Origin of the sequence: Pantoea sp. Fr-CA_6 (assembly GCF_024520895.1) — a bacterium.
GTDB classification, from domain to species: Bacteria; Pseudomonadota; Gammaproteobacteria; order Enterobacterales; family Enterobacteriaceae; genus Pantoea; species Pantoea agglomerans.
In genome coordinates this window covers 253,142-269,966 of the sequence record NZ_JALNPO010000003.1, presented here as the reverse complement: position 1 = coordinate 269,966, position 16,825 = coordinate 253,142, and the positions used below count along the sequence as shown (strand labels likewise).

18 protein-coding genes and 1 pseudogene are annotated in these 16,825 nt (G+C 49.2%); 9 read left to right on the top strand and 10 right to left on the bottom strand.

The genetic code is table 11. The features are described from left to right. The first annotated feature begins 107 nt into the window (after positions 1–107). The 4 genes from NR201_RS07305 (at position 108) to NR201_RS07290 (ending at position 3,948) form a co-directional block, all read left to right on the top strand. Entirely contained in the window at positions 108–725 is a 618-nt protein-coding gene (locus tag NR201_RS07305) for a hypothetical protein (RefSeq protein ID WP_033760035.1), read from the top strand. A gap of 49 nt (positions 726–774) precedes the next feature. Then, positions 775–1,197, top strand: coding sequence for a surface-adhesin E family protein (locus tag NR201_RS07300; RefSeq protein ID WP_243207468.1), 423 nt, complete (start codon positions 775–777; stop codon positions 1,195–1,197). Positions 1,198–1,662: 465 nt separating this feature from the next. Beyond that, positions 1,663–2,184, top strand: a complete 522-nt coding sequence (locus tag NR201_RS07295; RefSeq protein WP_256844005.1) for a hypothetical protein — start codon at positions 1,663–1,665, stop codon at positions 2,182–2,184. A gap of 1,377 nt (positions 2,185–3,561) precedes the next feature. Beyond that, positions 3,562–3,948, top strand: coding sequence for a Rid family hydrolase (locus tag NR201_RS07290; RefSeq protein ID WP_256849579.1), 387 nt, complete (start codon positions 3,562–3,564; stop codon positions 3,946–3,948). 663 nt (positions 3,949–4,611) lie between these two features. On the opposite strand, the pseudogene NR201_RS07285 reads toward NR201_RS07290, so the two are convergent. The 3 genes and pseudogenes from NR201_RS07285 to NR201_RS07275 all read right to left on the bottom strand — a co-directional run. Beyond that, positions 4,612–4,803 (bottom strand): annotated as a pseudogene (locus NR201_RS07285) (AraC family transcriptional regulator); the annotation flags it as partial. 104 nt (positions 4,804–4,907) lie between these two features. Next, a complete protein-coding gene (locus tag NR201_RS07280; protein WP_256849578.1) occupies positions 4,908–6,365 on the bottom strand; it encodes an MFS transporter in 1,458 nt (485 codons plus the stop codon). A gap of 103 nt (positions 6,366–6,468) precedes the next feature. Continuing rightward, positions 6,469–7,215 carry an SDR family NAD(P)-dependent oxidoreductase gene (locus NR201_RS07275; protein WP_061704204.1) on the bottom strand — a complete coding sequence of 249 codons (747 nt, stop codon included), beginning with the start codon at positions 7,213–7,215 and terminating at the stop codon, positions 6,469–6,471. A gap of 128 nt (positions 7,216–7,343) precedes the next feature. Between NR201_RS07275 and NR201_RS07270 the strand changes: the two genes are divergently transcribed. Continuing rightward, positions 7,344–8,192, top strand: a complete 849-nt coding sequence (locus NR201_RS07270; RefSeq protein ID WP_061704203.1) for a LysR family transcriptional regulator — start codon at positions 7,344–7,346, stop codon at positions 8,190–8,192. 27 nt (positions 8,193–8,219) lie between these two features. On the opposite strand, the gene NR201_RS07265 is transcribed toward NR201_RS07270, so the two are convergent. From NR201_RS07265 to NR201_RS07240, 6 genes are all read right to left on the bottom strand, one after another. Then, positions 8,220–8,531: a chorismate mutase gene (locus NR201_RS07265; RefSeq protein ID WP_073999548.1), complete on the bottom strand. Its 312-nt coding sequence runs from the start codon at positions 8,529–8,531 to the stop codon at positions 8,220–8,222. 105 nt (positions 8,532–8,636) lie between these two features. Continuing rightward, on the bottom strand, positions 8,637–9,215 hold the full coding sequence (locus NR201_RS07260; RefSeq protein WP_061704201.1) for a DUF308 domain-containing protein: 579 nt from the start codon (positions 9,213–9,215) through the stop codon (positions 8,637–8,639). Between the two features lie 225 nt (positions 9,216–9,440). Next, positions 9,441–10,082 (bottom strand): hypothetical protein, encoded by a 642-nt coding sequence (locus NR201_RS07255; protein ID WP_256849577.1) that lies wholly within the window; start codon positions 10,080–10,082, stop codon positions 9,441–9,443. 330 nt (positions 10,083–10,412) lie between these two features. Beyond that, positions 10,413–11,003, bottom strand: coding sequence for a TetR/AcrR family transcriptional regulator (locus NR201_RS07250; protein ID WP_061704200.1), 591 nt, complete (start codon positions 11,001–11,003; stop codon positions 10,413–10,415). Between the two features lie 55 nt (positions 11,004–11,058). Next, entirely contained in the window at positions 11,059–11,634 is a 576-nt protein-coding gene (locus NR201_RS07245; RefSeq protein ID WP_061704199.1) for a cytochrome b, read from the bottom strand. Then, on the bottom strand, positions 11,634–12,677 hold the full coding sequence (locus NR201_RS07240; RefSeq protein WP_061704198.1) for a catalase family peroxidase: 1,044 nt from the start codon (positions 12,675–12,677) through the stop codon (positions 11,634–11,636). The genes NR201_RS07245 and NR201_RS07240 overlap by 1 nt, the downstream gene beginning before the upstream one ends. An 824-nt stretch (positions 12,678–13,501) precedes the next feature. On the opposite strand from NR201_RS07240, the gene NR201_RS07235 reads away from it, so the two are divergent. Continuing rightward, the gene (locus NR201_RS07235; protein WP_256844001.1) at positions 13,502–13,837 is read left to right on the top strand and encodes a nuclear transport factor 2 family protein; all 336 of its coding nucleotides are present in this window, start codon (positions 13,502–13,504) and stop codon (positions 13,835–13,837) included. Between the two features lie 251 nt (positions 13,838–14,088). Next, complete coding sequence (locus NR201_RS07230) at positions 14,089–14,541, top strand: acyltransferase (protein ID WP_033761045.1); 453 nt, start codon at positions 14,089–14,091, stop codon at positions 14,539–14,541. A 119-nt stretch (positions 14,542–14,660) separates the two neighbouring features. Here NR201_RS07230 and NR201_RS07225 read toward each other — a convergent pair whose 3' ends face one another. Continuing rightward, the gene (locus NR201_RS07225; protein WP_256844000.1) at positions 14,661–15,149 is read right to left on the bottom strand and encodes a DinB family protein; all 489 of its coding nucleotides are present in this window, start codon (positions 15,147–15,149) and stop codon (positions 14,661–14,663) included. A 235-nt stretch (positions 15,150–15,384) separates the two neighbouring features. On the opposite strand from NR201_RS07225, the gene NR201_RS07220 reads away from it, so the two are divergent. Together NR201_RS07220 and NR201_RS07215 are read left to right on the top strand one after the other, a co-directional pair. Then, positions 15,385–15,594 (top strand): DUF6434 domain-containing protein, encoded by a 210-nt coding sequence (locus tag NR201_RS07220; protein WP_072171226.1) that lies wholly within the window; start codon positions 15,385–15,387, stop codon positions 15,592–15,594. A 144-nt stretch (positions 15,595–15,738) separates the two neighbouring features. After that, positions 15,739–16,656 carry an arginase family protein gene (locus NR201_RS07215; protein WP_256849576.1) on the top strand — a complete coding sequence of 306 codons (918 nt, stop codon included), beginning with the start codon at positions 15,739–15,741 and terminating at the stop codon, positions 16,654–16,656. Positions 16,657–16,825 lie beyond the last annotated feature (169 nt).

Here is a 16,825-nt window from a genome sequence, read left to right as displayed (position 1 = left end):
GTTATTGCACTAACATAATCAACATGAAAGACATTTAATTGAAAACTGTAAAGTTTCATCAACTCGTGCCGATAATAAAAAATGTTTTTTCTAAATAAGGATATAACGTGAGTAAAATTGTATACATAACCGCCATGATACTTAGTATGGGATGCGCAGTATCTTCTGTTCAGGCCAGCACATTAACGAAAAGCCTTTCACGTTGCGACGCGAGTTTTTTCCAAGAAATCTATCATCAGAAAAGTAAATTTAAAGGTTTGGTTCCTCTCGCTATAGGCGAGCATCATCTGGCATGGTTCAAAGGGCCAGCCGATGGTAATGGCAGAATATGGTTCGCCCAGCCTTTGAAAGAACTAAATCTGACGATTTCAGGCTATTATCTTCAAACCAGCGATCTCGACGTGATTAATGACGGGAAATTTTATTACTGGGGCATGATTTTGCAAAATTCGCCTCAAGAAGTGATGAACGCACTTAACCATCTGAAGTGGGTAAAAACAGGCGATGACTCTATTTCTCAGGCAATGATAAAAGAAGGGCCTGACAGCAACTGGAAAATCAATAATCAAGCTGTAAGTGGTATTGCACCCGCCAAAGAAAGTACTGAGAAGCTTTTGATTCTGAGCAAAGATAAGAATGGTTCGTTATTACTTTGCTCAATTCAAGGTTATGTCACGCCTGATATGCTTGCAGAGTTTAGACCTGATTTGAAGGTGAAAAATTAATATGAAAACTCTACTATGTCTTATGTTTTTTTTACTATCAGGATGTGCTTTGAAAAATACATCATCACCTGATACATCCGCAAAAAAACCTGCAGGCTTGATTAAAGTATTGACAGATGATCATGCCATTTCCTATGCGGACCTGCGGATGGTTTCAATGTATCAAGGAAACAATCATTTGCGCAAATTTTATATGATCAATAATTATAAAGAAACGAAGCGTATTAGTTCTCATCCTCCCGTTTACGCAAACAGCTCACGAACAATCAATATTATTAATTGTGATAAAAATCAACGTTCCGTCATGGGATGGACTCTGTTTACTAAACCTTATGCCGAAGGCGATATCATTTACGCAAAACCTGATATTGGACAATGGGAGAGTTTCCCGCCCCAATCAATTATCGGCATGATAGCTCAGTTACTGTGTAAAATACCTCCCGACCGGCTGAAGCCGGAACCTGATGAGTAAATACGTAAGCCTTTATTAGATAATTAAGCATAATTGAAGCCGCGGATTAACCTGCTTCCTGTTAATTTTAACAGAATGCTTGTAACTATGTCCGCTTCACGCTCATAGCGGACATGGGCCTGCACAACGTCTGCTTAGTGCCAGAAGCGGACGTAGCTAACAACAGTTTGTAAGGAGCAACTGGGGGCAGTTCAGTACGCTTCATGCCAGATACATACATAAATATTATTATATCTTTTTCAGTCTAGGTGGAGAACGACATAATAACTTTATCATGAAGCGATATAGCATATGATTTTTCAGGTCAGCAGATTCAAGCTTTTTGGATATCAAAGGTGATGGGAGGGAATAAAAAACTATTGCATGAAACCCCTAAAGTTATGATTTGTCTTGCCGATAATATTTTTATTTGAATGGTGCATGCAAGTGAGTAATTTTTTTGTTAGATTAATAATGGCCCTCATCATGACACTCAGCCTGTCCGGTTGTGGTACTTTACTGGGCAGTAAGTTTTACGATATCGACATCCATCCTAAAAGATATAATGATACCCACCGTAAGTTCACAGAATATACTAACACCGTTTTACTGTCTGAAAATATTGATGGTAGTCATAATTTTATTACAAATGGTGGTACCGTATTTCTTTTAGTTGCTGGTACAGGGAATATTACTAAAGAAAACATAAATCAGAGGCTCAAGCCTTTTTATGATTTTCTGACCTGGGCTAAGCTGGAAGGCAGTGAAAGCGAAAACAAACGTATTTTTTTCAATATGCAAAAAGAAATGAAGCGGCGTCATATAGAGTTTCGTTACTTTTCGGACGGCACGCCAGCGTTTGTTGATACCAATGACGGGAAAACAGATTTTGAGAAAGCTATTTTCCAGAATATTTCAGATTATTATACGACACAGCAAATCGCTAAGCTTGTTTTAATCGCTATTAGTGTAACTTACCAGCGTGAGCCCAGGGAAGTTATAAAATGATACTCAATTATAAAAATAATCAGAAGCAAGTTTACTTAATTGCCATTAAATCTTCGATATTTCAGTCTAAATAGACTGATACAGCGTTATTACCAGCCTTAACAGGTAGAATGACCTTGCAGTAGATTGCCGATGAAATTGCTGCTGCAAAATCTGCCTGCCAGGAGAAAATTCGATAGCTCAGCCACGTTACACTCTTGGATTGGCATTCGTGAAACTATGATAATCAGTCCTGTCGCGCGATCGCTCTCAGCTTTCGTTCATTTCTTACAAAGCTGGTATAACGTCCGCTTTGTGCCAGGAGCGGACTTTCAACACATGGCGGTTAACTGGTTTATTTCGCTGAACACGACGTCTCTGGTCAGCACCCGGAATAGTCATTTCACTGCGTGCTGATTAGTACCCGGAATTTATGGCTGTGACTATTTTTGGCTTTATGCCAGCACGACTCCCTGTTGCACTATCCCCTGAGCGACTCCTGCGGCGGCAGGTTTGCACTGGAGCGTATTTCAGAAACGCAGGGTAAAGATATTGCGCCATCGGCATGCACGTCACCACCGTGACACCCGGCTCATTCCTTACGGACCGCGTGGGACGTTCGATGGAATGAAGCGCCCGAATGATGCCTGACACGCTATTCGGGCATATTCGTCAGGCACGGGAGGCGAAAAGCGGAAAACAATCCGGAAATTCCGGCAAGCCTGCGCAGACCATACTGGCGTTGAGAGGAACCCGACGCCACCGGCGCATCTGTTGTAAGGCAGTGATGCCCAGGGGTTAGCCGGTCAAAAACTGGCGGCCCTTAATCAGGAAATTGTCTGGTGGAAGGATCTTACGCGTTCAACCGCTGACGGCTGAAACAGACGGCCACTGATCTGACTTTCCGGACTGAAGACGCGATCAGATTCCGATGCATAGACGGTGCACCACGTAAGCGAAAACAGAGAGTTTAGCGGCTTGCTGGTCGCTGCCTCGCAGCCAGCTGAGCCTGTTGTGTCAGCGTTGAGATCCGCGGGGGCGGACGCGCGGAGCAATCCGAGCCGTGCCGGATAAGCCGGGTACTCAGCGCTGTCCCGCAGCCAGGCAGACATTATGTGACGCGCAACGATAAAGCTATGGATCATGGCTACGCCGCTGTGACTGTTGCCCGGCATGCTGTAAAAATTGCCGCCCATCCCGGCGACGCTAAGCGGTGTCCCCATTGCATACCGGGCAGAATGACGACGTTGATTCAGGCGCAAAAAGATAAATGCTGGCGATACATTTAGATTAAGTTAACCGGGTCAGAGAAATGAATAGTAAGCCAGCGGCGCTTTGCACGTTATGAAAGCGTTGAATAGCATCGGCATAGGATGACATCATCAACCTGAGGCAAGCATGAAAAAATCGATCGTTCCTGAAGACTTTAAGCATTATTTCGATGACTGGCACTTCTCTCCGGTCATCGATACAGAGGGTACGGTGTATCTGTCAGGTGTAACTGCAGCGCGAAAGGATAAACCCATTAGTAAGGATCCAGAAGAACAGTTTCACGATGCCTTTTATAAGCTTGGCGTTTATTTAAAAGCCGCCGGTTTAGGCTATGAACATATTCTGGAGATGACAACGTTTCATATTGACCTGAAAAAACATAGCGCACTGTTTTCTCATGTTAAAGATAAATATATAAAAGCGCCTTATCCGGCATGGTCTGCCATAGGCGTGTCGGAATTTATCCCGGAGAATGCACTGGTGGAAATGCGGATTGTGGCTAAAAGAGGATAATAGTTATAAATCCTGCGATACAGATGAGGTCTGTCAGAAGCGAAAAGTGGACTCCGCCAGCGCTTGTTTCTGACTACTCTGCCTGACTCAGAAAAAGGTTCTTGATTATTTTATCCCTGGCTATCGTCACCTGACTACCGGGGGTATGATTACCGGACTGGCATCAGCGATTTACCCCATTTAACTGCATCGTTAGCATAACACTGATTGCCAGTGAGATAATCTACTGATAGCCCTTTAGCAGAGCTCGCAAGACTACCCGGCATTTGACTCTTTACGTTCCTCCTCATCGACCTCACGTGGAAAATAGATGAAGCCTGACGGCGCCCCCTTGACAGGGAAAAATAAATAGTCGTTAAACGTCATTATCCATTACGCACGGGAAGCCGGGCCGGATAATGCCATCTCTTAGAAAATCCGTTAATTTACTTTTTCTTTAACTACATAAACACCACTATCGCGCCTCAACCTTTTAACCCTCTTACCAGGCCCAGTCTTTTAACAATAAATAAAAAAGATGACTGCAATCCTTACGCTCACATCTGGCACAAAGCGGCTATCAGATTTGCTATCCCTGAAATAGTCAGAAATTCAATGCCCGTCTTACTAAGGCGATGATACAAATACCGGCGTTTGCTGTACGGGCGCAACAGAAAAATGACGCTACATGTGTTTTATCTTCTCTGCCGGAGACCGGCCAGACCGACATTTAAACTCCCGATTAAACGTCGACAGACTTTCAAATCCTGCTGCGGCCGCAGTCATCTGCTGACGAACCATCAGCATATGCGGCTGGTAAAAGCGGGCTGATTTTACATACTGCATAGCCAGCATCCTGATATTGCGTGTGAAATGATGACGAAGCAATCAGATTCCAATGCACAGGCGGTGCACCATGTAAGCGAAGACAGCGGGCTTATCAACTGGCTGCTGCCTCGCAGCCAGCTGAGGCTGTCATGTTATCGTTGGGATTCGCGGGCCTGGCTCGCGAAACTCTCCGGGCCGTGCCGGATAAGTCGTGTACTCAGCGCAGCCCCGATAGCCAAGCAGGCGGCCATTGTGAGAAGCGCAACAATAAAGGCATGGGTAATGGCTGCGCCGCTGTGACTGCTGCCCAGCATGCTGTAAAAAATGCCGCCAATCACGGCGACGCTAAGCGCCGTGCTGATCTGTAAGGTGGCGCTGGTTATTCCCGCAATCATGCCTGAGAACGATGGCGCGACCTGGCCCGTAACCATCCGCACCAAAGTTGGCATCGCCAGTCCCTGCCCCATACCGGTCACAAAAAGCAACGCGGCGAGCGGCAGCATGGCGGGCGGTTTGCCCGTCAGCGTCATGGCAATCAATCCTGACATGCCCGCCAGCCCGGCGGTTTCACATCCCATCCCGATTGCGCTCAGGTAATGACCGGTAAATCGCCTCAGCCAGGGCGTCAGTAACGGACCGATCAGAAAACCCACGCCAAACGGCAGAAAAATCGTGCCTGCGCTCAGCGCATTTAAATGCAGTGCGCCCTGCAGATAAACCGAAAACAGAAGGAAGAAGGTGCCAATGGAATAAAACAGTAAAACAATTACGAGTCCCTGCCCCAGCCCTGGGGCGCGTAATACGTCCGGATCCAGCAGGGGCGATCCGCCCTTCTGGCTGAGCCGTTGCTCATAGCCCCATAACAGCACGGCCAGCAGCGGGAAGGTAAGCAATAACATCCACGTCCACCAGGGCCATTCCGCTTCACGCCCTTCAATCAGCGGTACGATCAGCGCGCTTAGCGTTAATGTGGCCAGCAGTGTACCTACAGGATCAAGCCGCTGCGCCACCCGCGCCCGCGTTTCTTTCAGCAGCGGCAGACCAAAAAGAACGACCAGGAGTGCCACTGGCAGGTTAACCAAAAAAATCGCCCGCCATCCCAGATGGAACAGGTCGGCTGAAATCAGGATCCCACCCAGGACCTGTCCGATCACAGAGGCCAGACCAAACACCGCGCCATAGATACTCAGTGCTAAGGGTCTCTCCGCTTCGGGAAAAATGACCTGTACAGAAGCCAGCGCCTGAGGGGCCATAATGGCAGCCGTGGCGCCCTGTAATATCCGTCCGGCTATCAGTACCCAGGATGATCCGGCAAAACCGCACAGCAACGATGCCGCAGCAAACCCAATCAGCCCGATAAAGAACATCTTTCCGCGACCGTAGATATCACCCAGCCGGCCACCGGTGATCAGGGTCACGGCATAAACAGCAGCATAGGATGAAATAACCAGCTGTTCCGCCGAGGAAGTGGTGCTCAGCTCATTCTGAATAGCAGGCAGTGCCACGTTAACAATAAAGAAATCGAGCGGCGGCAAGAATGCCCCGACCAGTAAGATAATAAACATCGCCCAGCGGCGCGGCTCAGCGTGCGGGATGCTGTGTGCCGACATAGATCACTCCTTATGGAACAGTTTCCCAGGTAAGGACACGTGGTAATCGGGAATGTTGAGTTCGCAGGGCAGGTCACCCCGCTGAAACGTAACGCCGTCCCGGTCAGCGCATGCCACCGGAGGCGAGGATCACCTCACCGCTGATCCATGCCGCCTCGTCTGAGGCGAGAAAGGAGACGATCGGCGCAACGTCCTTCACCTGTCCGATGCGGCCGAGCGGCGTCTGCTCCTCATTCCATCTCTGGAAGTCTGAGTTCATCGCACCAGCGCTATGGCTTCCTTCGGTTTCGATCAGGCCAGGATTGACTGCATTGACGCGGATTTGCCGGGGGCCCAGCTCTCTGGAAAGCACACCGGTGATGGCGTCGATCGCGCCTTTGGCCCCGCTATAAATGGCGCTCTCCGCAAGAAAAACGCGGGTGACGAACGAACTGATGTTGATGATGCTGCTGCCTTTACCCAGGTGCGGCACGGCTGCGGCGCTGACCAGTAAGGGGCCCAGCACATTGATGTCGAACTGCCTGCGGTAAAGCGCCTCGGTGCTTTCCTCAATGCTGGCAAACTGATAAACACCGGCGTTGTTCACCACAATGTCCAGCCGTCCGAAAAATTCGAGTGTGGTGTTAATGAGTAACTCAACCTCTGGCTGGCGGGTGACATCCGCCGCGACGGCCGTTGCCTTTCCGCCAGCAGCTTCAATCGCCGCAACTACCTTTTCTGCCCCGTTTCTGTCTGAGAGGTAATTGATGACAACGTCTGCACCGTCAGCAGCCAGCTGGCGGGCGATCCCGGCGCCTATACCTTTTGAACCACCGGTAACGAGGGCAACTTTGCCTTTGAGTCTGTTCATACTTTCGCTTCCTGTAAGAGCCGCCTGAGGCGACGGAGTGAAAGAACCTATGGTGATACCTGCCAAGTTGTTTGAGAACTGACACTTTTGTATATTGGCCGTTCATTTTTGAACGGTGGGTTCAGCGTATGGAGTGGGGAGATGTTCAGGTCTTTCTTGCCGTCATCCGTAACGGCTCGTTCGGCAAGGCGGCATTGAGTCTGGGCGTAAGTCATCCGACGGTCGGACGCCGCATTAAAGCACTGGAGGATGAGGCGCAGCAGGCGCTGTTCCGTCGCACAAAAGAAGGTCTGGTGCTGACCGATGCCGGTGATGGCGTCATGAAACTGGCAGAGGCGATGGAAAATTCCGCGCTGGCACTGGAGCGACGTCTGGCGGGTAATCACGACCGTCTTGAAGGAATACTGCGCATCTCCGCCGCAGAATGGTTTACTAACACTGTACTGGCACCCGTGCTGAGTGAACTGACGCGCCGTCATCCGGCAATTGTGCCGGAGGTGATTGCCAGTTTCCGCCTGCTTGATCTGTCGCGCCGTGATGCGGACGTCGCGTTTCGTATCGTTCCCTTTACCGATCCGGATATCGTCCAGCGCCGCCTGATGAGTGTGCCCTACGCGCTTTACGGGACGCCAGAAACGGCACAGGCGCTGCTGACAGAGCCCTCATCGGTGGGTTTGATCCTGATGAATACCGGACAGTCACATTTTCCTGACGTCGCCTGGCTGCTGGAGAAGTTTCCGCAGTCACGACCTGCCTTTAAAAGCACAAGCCGGGCTGTGCAGGCACAGATGTGCCTACGGGGAATGGGCGTCGCCGTACTGCCTCAACCGCTGGGTGATACCACACCTGGCCTGCAGCGCATAGCAACGTCCGATTTTCCACCTTCACGGGATATCTGGGTCGGATACCATCAGGATCTGCGTCATATGGACCGCCTGCGCGCCTTGCTGGACCTTGCAGACAGGATGCTGATCTGAACGTCATGTCGCTCAGGTCGCCGCTTCTCAGGCCGGTCTCTCCGTGTGAGATGCTTTCACTTCCCCGTGCCTGCGGACCACTTCATCAATAATTGTGCGCATAAATCCTTCCACAAAATTCGCGTCAAGACCTGCACTCTGCCCGATTTCTCTGAATCGGGTGAACTGCAGGGTTTCTCTGCCTGTGTCAGTTCCTGGCAGATGATGTGCGGCTTTGAGCTCACCCACTTTATGCGTGCAGCGGAAACGCTCAGCAAGGATATGGATAAGCGCAGCATCGAGATTATCGATCGTCAGCCGATACGAGAAGAGCTCTGCCTGATGATCATGAGAACACATTGCTTCACCTCTGACATTAACCTGATTTAATTGTGGGTCAGACTGACGGCGAAATGCTATTAGCCGCCAGATTATGAGTGGCCGTTAAACCGCCAGTTTTAGGGTTCAGCAGTGAGCCCTGTTTCGACGACTCTTTTTTATGGTCAGGGTGATGGCCGAAATCAGGAAATAGAAGACGCCAAAAGCCGCGTAAGGCACAACCGTGGTCACATCCAGAGCCATATTACTGCTCGCCTGTTTAAACATAAACACACCCGCTAATGCAGATTGCGCGCCGCTTAATATCATTGCCCACTGTCCATTAGCCTGTTTCCAGCGACGAACGGACGCCGAGAGCTGCAGTACACCTGAAAATATGGCCCACAGCCCAAAAACTTTAATGGTGGCATTCATACTGATAGAGAGCGCCCAGATAATAGCAGCGGCGACAAGCAGGCTGACGATAAAGTTAAATTTCTGGGGGGGGTTAACTGACAATCCGCCGGATCGACTGGCATCCAGATAATTCGCGATAGCATCCCATGCCGGATAGAGAACAAGCAGAACAGCACCAGTCGCGGGATTATTTTTTCCTATCAGTACCGCAAGGGTAATCCAGACAAGCGATCCCGCCGCACGAATATAGTAGTAAGAATGAAGCCATTGATTCTGAGCTTTGGCAGATAGTAATGTGTTGGTTCGCATGATGACTCTCCAGATTGATTTTACTTATTACAGATAATGCAGGTGAGAGGATTCACCTGATTTAATCCAGTATTCATTTCGTCAGGTAATAAAATAAGCAGGCACTAAATTCCCCAGGCTATCTATTTCTGATAGTGTATTTACAGAAACAGACCTTTAATTAACAGAATGGCGTGCCCGTTAAAGCCATCGATGAAAATCTGTTATCATATTTAATTACTGTGCTCAGTTTAAGCCACGGCCCGCATGGCGATATCCCGTCTGGTTTAAATGACGAAGCCGGCGTATACGCAATGGATTGCCGCGGTAAAAAGGCACCGGCGCCCGGACAAATTCAGGTGCGATCCAGATATAAATGATTGAAGGTGTCAGGGTTACGGGCGGGTAAGGTTGCGGGCAGGCAAAGAAAAAATCTGAAACAAGCGAATAACAACAGGAATCACATCTTAATTCAGGATGTTTTCTGTTTATTTTCTCATATACCCCTGAATCGGCCTGCTTAACCGACTCACTGCTATTAGCGTCAGACGCTTCACTGAAAGCATTATCAGTCAGGTTGCATGCGGTTAGATTTTCCCTGATAGGTTTTGCAGAAACAGGGGCTGTCCGGGCCGGCTGTAATAGCATTTTTCTGCTGGCGAGCAGTTGTGCAAGCATCGAGTCAATATCTGCCCGGCGCGGGGGCTCAGTGGCAGACTGTTTTTGCATGACGGGCTCTTTTGAGGCTTCAGAGCGGGAAAGCCGGACCTGCTCTTGCAGCTGAGACTGAAAACCTGAGGCAATTGGATCGGGAAACCGATCATTCATTCTTACGGTATTCAATGCTGCAAAATCTGGCATGGAAGACAGTGCTCGAATAGTCGTCATCTGTAACCTCTCCGTCTGAGTCAGGGTGCAGTGAAATAGCCTTCATCAGGGTATTTCTTCAATCGTTAACTTTCGTGAGGCGAACTCAGGTCCGCACCGTAAAATCATCCTACCTATCAGAAGGTAGGCTCGGCAGTGATAAACACACCGGCTGATGATGCCCTGCTTCATATGGGGCATGTAACCGCTCATTTTAATTGTTGCGAAACCCGGTCGCCGTAACTGCCCTGCGGTTTCGCGTTTTAATAAGCCAGTGAGCCTGGCTGCTGACGGAATAAAACCGGTCAGGCGGCCTTTAAATCCGCCAGGCAACACCTTATCTGCGTTGACTCAGTGTGATTTCACCAATCTTCCGATGGCCGGTTTCACAATTTCCAGAAATACGTCAGCGTTATTAAAAGCACGCGCAGAGATAATGGCACCATGTACCGTCGCCATGAGCGATTTAGCTTCAGTGGCTGCATTTTCCCGCAGAGTAAATACGCCGCTCTTCTCGCCTCTGCTCATTACGCCAGTGAGCCAGTCCGTGAGATCGGCAAAATGACCACTGACTTCCTGAGCCACTTCTTTGGGTAAAACCGGTAATTCAACAGCCAGCGTCACACAAATACAGAAAGGGGAGTTGTTCTCTTTTATGCAGGTTGCCCAGAAGTTTACATAGCTGTTTATTTCGCCCAGCGCATCTCCGACGAAATGCTGACTGGTAGCTGCCATTCCTGCCTGTGCCTGCTGACGATAGTCACTGACAACCGCCTGAACCAAACCCGCTTTACCGGGGAAATGGTGATGAATACTGGACTTGCGAATCTGAACCCGTTCCGCTAAATCAGCATAGCTGAAGCTGTTATATCCACCGGAGGTAAGCAGTTCCCGGGTATGGTGCATAATTTCTTCGGCTTTCTGTGAACGTTCTGTACTCATCCGGGCTCCGGCAGCAAAAATAAAAATAGCGTCAAATCTCTAAACGGCCCTGAACCTACTGACCGTCAGCCGGGTTGTCAAGAGCCCCTGACGTGGAGCTTTTGCGGATACCCGCCATACTGCTGAATACGCCATCGCGCAGGATCAACGCGTGAAACAGCGCAGCGGCAAGATGTAAAAGGACGGTCACGAACAGCGCCAGTGCTACCCAGCTGTGAAGCGGCCGCAGCAGCGCCCAGGTGTCGTTGCTTACCGGAATAATGGGCGGCAGCACCAGATGACCCAGCGTGACAGGATAGCCCGCCGCCGACAGCATCGCCCAGCCGAGCAGAGGCTGAGCCAGCATCATGGCATACAGCGCCCAGTGTGAGAGGTGCGCTAATGCTTTCTGCCAGCCCGGCAGCGTGGCCGGAAGTGCAGGCGTCGAGGTAGTGAACCGGATCCACAGACGAACAATGACCAGAACTAAAATCATCAGGCCCAGCGGCTTGTGAATGGCAACCAGCAGGCCGTGCAGGGACGAAACCGTAGACACCATCGCAACGCCAATAAACAACATGGCCATAATGGCCGCCGCCATCAGCCAGTGGATGACCCGCAGGGCCGGGTGAAATCTGTTATGCCGTTTCATCAGTGAGTTTCCGCCTGTTCATGAGTGCGTGCATTGTAAGATTTGGCGTAAGCGGATGACCGGGCATTCAGAAGCGGGTCATCTGAGGCAGTAATGCCATCCGGTAAAATCAGCGGGTCAAAATTAATGTCATTACAGGCACCCTGCTGCTGTGGCGTCATTTTGTTAATGGTCAGCGTGCCAGCATTGATCTTCTGACGATCGGCTGCCCAGTCAATCGATGCGTCGTTGCTTTTATCATGCGGGCCTGCAACGGTGATAATCAGGTCCCATTTCTGCGGCCCCTGCGCCAGCCGCTGCTCAAGGTCGCGCTGAAGGAAATCAGTGTTTTCTTTCTCTTTCTCATCCAGCGGCTGATAGTCGGCGTGTGGCACCATACTCCAGCGCACCAGATGTGAGTGGCCTTCTGGATCAATAAAATTAAATGCGTTCAGGCTGTTAAAGCGATCGCGGGTCCAGCCTGAAGAGGGCACATATTGCTTTGCCCAGGCAAAGAACGTTTTGATTTCCGGATGCTGCTGCACAAAAGCCTGCATTCTGGCAGGGTCGCGTTTACCGGTTTGTGCGTCCGGCAGCGAGGCTATCTGGAGATCGTAAAATCCCTGTACGCTCTGCACCGGAAAAAACGGCATCGCATTCATACCGGTGCGCCACTGCTCACCATTTTTCTGATAAAACGCCAGCGCCATACTGCGCACCGGTACCGCATAATCGGGCGCATTCGGATTGCCGCCCGCAATAGCTAAACGGCCTGTCACAGGCGTGTCGCCTGGCGCGAAAAGAGCCGCACGCGAAAGGAAACTGGCGTTACCGTTAGCAGCAAAATCACCCAGAATACAGACGCCTTTAGCATGATTGCGGCGATAGCCCGGATGGTGGCCGCCAGATTTTTCTAACGTTGCCACCAGTTTGTCGGACGTCAGCCGGCTGGTCTTCAGCCACCCGCCAGCCCACAGGAACAGAACAATCAGCAGCAAAGGGACCAAGGCAATAAGCGCCAGGCGCACTATTATCTGACGGACTGTAAGAGAACGTTTATGCATGAATATACTCAACATGGCAGAAGTTAGAGTTATCGCTCATCCCATTATCTTTTACATGTGATAACAGGCTGACTTTCTAAGATACGCAGGGCGCTTTCAGTAAATCTACTAGTAGGTAGGCTGGCATGTCAAAGCATGATTGCGCTCTTTTTAAACCTGCCGTGCTTTTGCCGCAGCAAAGTGCTGTAGCGATGACAGAGAAAATGCCATAGCGATTACAGGGGTACTTTTCGGCCCCTGCCGGGAAGCAGCAGTAAGATCTCCGGCATCGTTACGGAGATCATTTTCGGATTCAGCAAAGAAATGCCGGTAAAGCACGCAGCGTTTCCTGCGGATTTTCTTTCGCATTAAAGTGGCCGCCGGCAACTTCCACGTCTACATCCTGCCAGGCCCCGGTGCCAGGTTTCTGCACGGCGAAGAGGCTCAGGGGAAAAAACAGAACGCGAAAGGATGAACAGGGCACGGCCCCGGAACGGAACGGCACGGTGCCGGGCCGGTCCTCAGCGGCCACATCCTTTTGTGGCCTGTGAACGCCCGCTGCAGGGGTTGACCTGGCTGTTGCCATCAGACACTAGCCGTCAGACCCGAACCCCGCAGGGATTCGGCGGAGCTTACCGGCCCAGCCGGTTAGCTCAGTGGGGCTGACTACCCGACCGTGCCGGGGAGCCGGAGGGGGCCATCAGGTTGTTGACACCAATGTCCGCTAAGTGCCAGAAGCGGACTGCATCAAAATTTGACTCAGTTTATTTTTGAACTTGTTATTACGCACCTCATATGATTTTATATGCAATTAAAATGAATATAAAATCATATGAGGTGCTTTTATGTCTAACGATTCACCCGTTAAAGCTCAGTTTGAAGCCTATAATGCACACAATATTGAAGCATTCATGTCTTGCTTTTCAGAGGATTTCAAAGGTTATCGGATGCCAAGTGAGCGTCCTTCAACTGTTGGTAAAGAATCATTACGTGAGTTTTACATGAATAATCGCTTTAACAATCCGTTGCTTAGAGCAGAACTTATTTCCAGAATCGTAATGGGTAATACAGTTTTCGATCACGAATTAATATATGGTTTATCTGAACAGCCTCTGGAGAGCGTTGCTGTTTTTGAAATCAAAAATGACCTCATTTCTACAGCATGGTTCTATTTCCCCTGATTGTGCGTTTAATCGCTGGTTGAGAGCTAACGTATCCCAGTTTTCACATTGAGTGAGAAACGCTGTCAAAGGTCCGCTGTTCGCTCATAACGGACCTAAGCCTGCAGTAAAAGTCCGCTGTGTGCCAGGAGCGGACATTGCGATCATCATAGTGCGCGAATGAGTGAAAGCAGGTTAACTTGGGCACTTGGTGAAGTTCAAAACCTGCTCAAGCTTTTAGCCGAATCATCTCGAGGAAGGACACAGCTCATATGAAGGTTATTGAAAGTGGCATTCGTGACGTAAAACAAGGTGAAAATGTGAAAGTAATCACGCCGGTAAACATCTATGAGTGTGAACTGGGCGATGATGTTTTTGTAGGACCATTCGTAGAGATACAAAAGGGATGCGTTATAGGCGACAGAACCCGAGTACAGTCTCACACTTTTATCTGTGAGAACGTTACCTTGGGTAAGGACTGTTTTATAGGCCATGGCGTAACCTTTGCTAACGACCTGTTCAAGAATGGCGGTCCTGATGCTTCTGCAGAAAGCTGGATACATATCGTATTAGGCAACGCGGTAACCGTGGGGAGCGGAGCAACTATCTTAACAACGGACATTTGCAGTGGTGCGGTGATTGGTGCAGGTAGCGTGGTTACAAAGCCTGTGTTAATTAAAGGGGTGTATGCTGGCAATCCAGCCAGACTTTTGAGAGAGCTCTAAGCATTATCTCTGAAAATTTTTAGCCCAAACTTATCGCCATCGCAGGTCGTTAAGGTAGGCTTCTCGCCAAAGCGGCCCTCAAAGCCGCTGGATAGGTGATGGGCTGAAGAACTTACCTGTCAGTGATTATGATCCCTTAGAAAAACCGTCAGCACATCTTTCGGAGGAACACCTCCGCACTCTGAAATTAACCAGCCTATTGCCCCACGGTGGTAGGTTCCATGAAAAAGCATATGATTTAGCATGTCTATGGCTGTCATTTCTACCTCTCCACCATCGACAAAACTGAACTTAATTGTTTCTCCTAAATCGGCCGGAGCCATTGAGCTGACGTGCTGAATATACCAGTTTGTACAGTCTTCCATTTTGACCTCAAGCTCATCTACAGAGGGTGTTTCAGGGGTATTCAGGGCAGTGTAACCATGCTGCCGTCCCGAAATATTTGCTCTGAAAATCATGTCTACCACATGAATATGGTTCATCAATCTTAGCATCAGATGACGCTTTTCTGCATAAGCAGATTCGCTGATAGCTTTAACTGCTTTTAGCGCTTCAGCATCAATCCAGCGCTTGAATTTCAAGAGTGTAACCAGTGTGTCCTTGTCCATGAATTTCTTCCTGATTTGCCAGTTTCAATAGCATATCAATTATGTAGGTCATGTAGCAGGGGTTCTAATTCAAAAAGTATAAGCATAAACAAGGTCCGCTCTTCGCTCTTAGCGGACACTACGTGATGCCGATGTCCGGTTTGTGCCAGAAGCGGACCTTGAGAAATTTCAGCTTCTCTGACTAAAGTGGAGTACTAATTTTTATTTAAAACCACTCATTACGGGAGCTGGAAAGATGGAAACCAATTGGCATAGCTCCTCACTAACACGTTCGACCATCATTGATAAAAATTACAAAAACACACAAAACGTTCGCCGTTTTATGATCAAAGAGTGTGGAGAGAATTTCCGATTCAATCGTGAATTTATGATCTGGATAAGTAATGCTACCCCTAAGAATTTGGGTAATGTCGTGGATGAGTGGAAACGGCGATATAAACGTTAAAATATGGATGTCAGCCTCTCACTTATAGCGAACCTTGTGCGTTCTGGCACAGGTTAACACCTCGAATTTTATCTCGGCGACAAAACTGTTTCGTAAGAAAGCTTAGTTTATGTGGTACTCAACCCAGTTAAGATCAGGATTTTTATGGAAAAAATAATTCTTGTCCCGTCTAGTCTTGGTCTCAACCCTCTTTATGAAGGGCACATACCGGGCACATTCCGTGCGCCAGCAGTTCTCATGCACCACGGACTCGATAAAATGTTTCCCTCTTGTAACTTTGTTACTGTTCCCTGCCCTGAATACAGTCCTGAATGTGAGCCAGGTACTGATATCCTGAACGGTCACAAGCTCAGACAACTTAATCTACGATTGGCTGATGAAGTAGAGGCGGAGCATCATCGCAACTTAAAGCCCGTTGTTATCGGAGGCGACTGCGCCATCCTGCCCGGAGCCTTGCTGGGCAGCAGGCGTCAGTTAGGGCAACTTGCACTTGTGCATATTGACGGCCACAGCGATTTCCGTCATCCCGGCAACTGGAAGCGAGAACCAGGAGCACGACCAGGCGCTGCGGCCGGAATGGATTTGGCACTCGTTACCGGTCGGGGAGAGCCATTACTGACTGCATGGCCCGGTATCGAAGGATCCCTGGTTCAGGATGACGCAGTGATTCAGTTGGGAGAGCGTGAGTCGCTCCTGGAAGATTATGAATGGCCTGACATTGTAGGCACTGATATCCGGCGTATAACTATTTTTGACGCGCTTAAGTTGCCTGATCATCATCTCATCAATGTGATATTCGAGCGGCTTAACCTTTTTCCTGAAATGCCCTACTGGATTCATCTTAATATGGATGTCCTGGACAGTTCTGAAATGTCTGCAGTTGATTGTCCCGGCAATCCCGGTTTGTCTTCTGAAACACTTGTAAATCTCTGTCGCGAACTTTTCAGAAATATGCGCTGCTGTGGCATTACAATGACCATTTATGATCCTGATTTAGATCATGAAGGGACAGCAGCAAAGCTCATTTTGGACATGCTCAGAAGCATAACTAACAATACCTGACCCACTTACAATCAATGCGGTTACTACGTCCGCTTCTCGCTCATAGCGGTCATCCGCGCTTTTCAGCAGGAAGTTTTGTACCAGAAGCGGAACTTGCTTACATTGCTATGTCAGTTTGCTGGGAGCAGGTCAGATAGGTTTTTATGACCTTTTCAGACAGGGTCGTATC

Bases quoted from the DNA above. Each gene is read 5' to 3' on its own strand.
- NR201_RS07295 (WP_256844005.1), top strand. From the start codon at position 1,663: ATGACACTCAGCCTGTCCGGTTGTGGTACTTTACTGGGCAGTAAGTTT.
- NR201_RS07290 (WP_256849579.1), top strand. From the start codon at position 3,562: ATGAAAAAATCGATCGTTCCTGAAGACTTTAAGCATTATTTCGATGAC.
- NR201_RS07280 (WP_256849578.1), bottom strand. From the start codon at position 6,365: ATGTCGGCACACAGCATCCCGCACGCTGAGCCGCGCCGCTGGGCGATG.
- NR201_RS07275 (WP_061704204.1), bottom strand. From the start codon at position 7,215: ATGAACAGACTCAAAGGCAAAGTTGCCCTCGTTACCGGTGGTTCAAAA.
- NR201_RS07270 (WP_061704203.1), top strand. From the start codon at position 7,344: ATGGAGTGGGGAGATGTTCAGGTCTTTCTTGCCGTCATCCGTAACGGC.
- NR201_RS07265 (WP_073999548.1), bottom strand. From the start codon at position 8,531: ATGTGTTCTCATGATCATCAGGCAGAGCTCTTCTCGTATCGGCTGACG.
- NR201_RS07260 (WP_061704201.1), bottom strand. From the start codon at position 9,215: ATGCGAACCAACACATTACTATCTGCCAAAGCTCAGAATCAATGGCTT.
- NR201_RS07255 (WP_256849577.1), bottom strand. From the start codon at position 10,082: ATGACGACTATTCGAGCACTGTCTTCCATGCCAGATTTTGCAGCATTG.
- NR201_RS07250 (WP_061704200.1), bottom strand. From the start codon at position 11,003: ATGAGTACAGAACGTTCACAGAAAGCCGAAGAAATTATGCACCATACC.
- NR201_RS07245 (WP_061704199.1), bottom strand. From the start codon at position 11,634: ATGAAACGGCATAACAGATTTCACCCGGCCCTGCGGGTCATCCACTGG.
- NR201_RS07240 (WP_061704198.1), bottom strand. From the start codon at position 12,677: ATGCATAAACGTTCTCTTACAGTCCGTCAGATAATAGTGCGCCTGGCG.
- NR201_RS07235 (WP_256844001.1), top strand. From the start codon at position 13,502: ATGTCTAACGATTCACCCGTTAAAGCTCAGTTTGAAGCCTATAATGCA.
- NR201_RS07230 (WP_033761045.1), top strand. From the start codon at position 14,089: ATGAAGGTTATTGAAAGTGGCATTCGTGACGTAAAACAAGGTGAAAAT.
- NR201_RS07225 (WP_256844000.1), bottom strand. From the start codon at position 15,149: ATGGACAAGGACACACTGGTTACACTCTTGAAATTCAAGCGCTGGATT.
- NR201_RS07220 (WP_072171226.1), top strand. From the start codon at position 15,385: ATGGAAACCAATTGGCATAGCTCCTCACTAACACGTTCGACCATCATT.
- NR201_RS07215 (WP_256849576.1), top strand. From the start codon at position 15,739: ATGGAAAAAATAATTCTTGTCCCGTCTAGTCTTGGTCTCAACCCTCTT.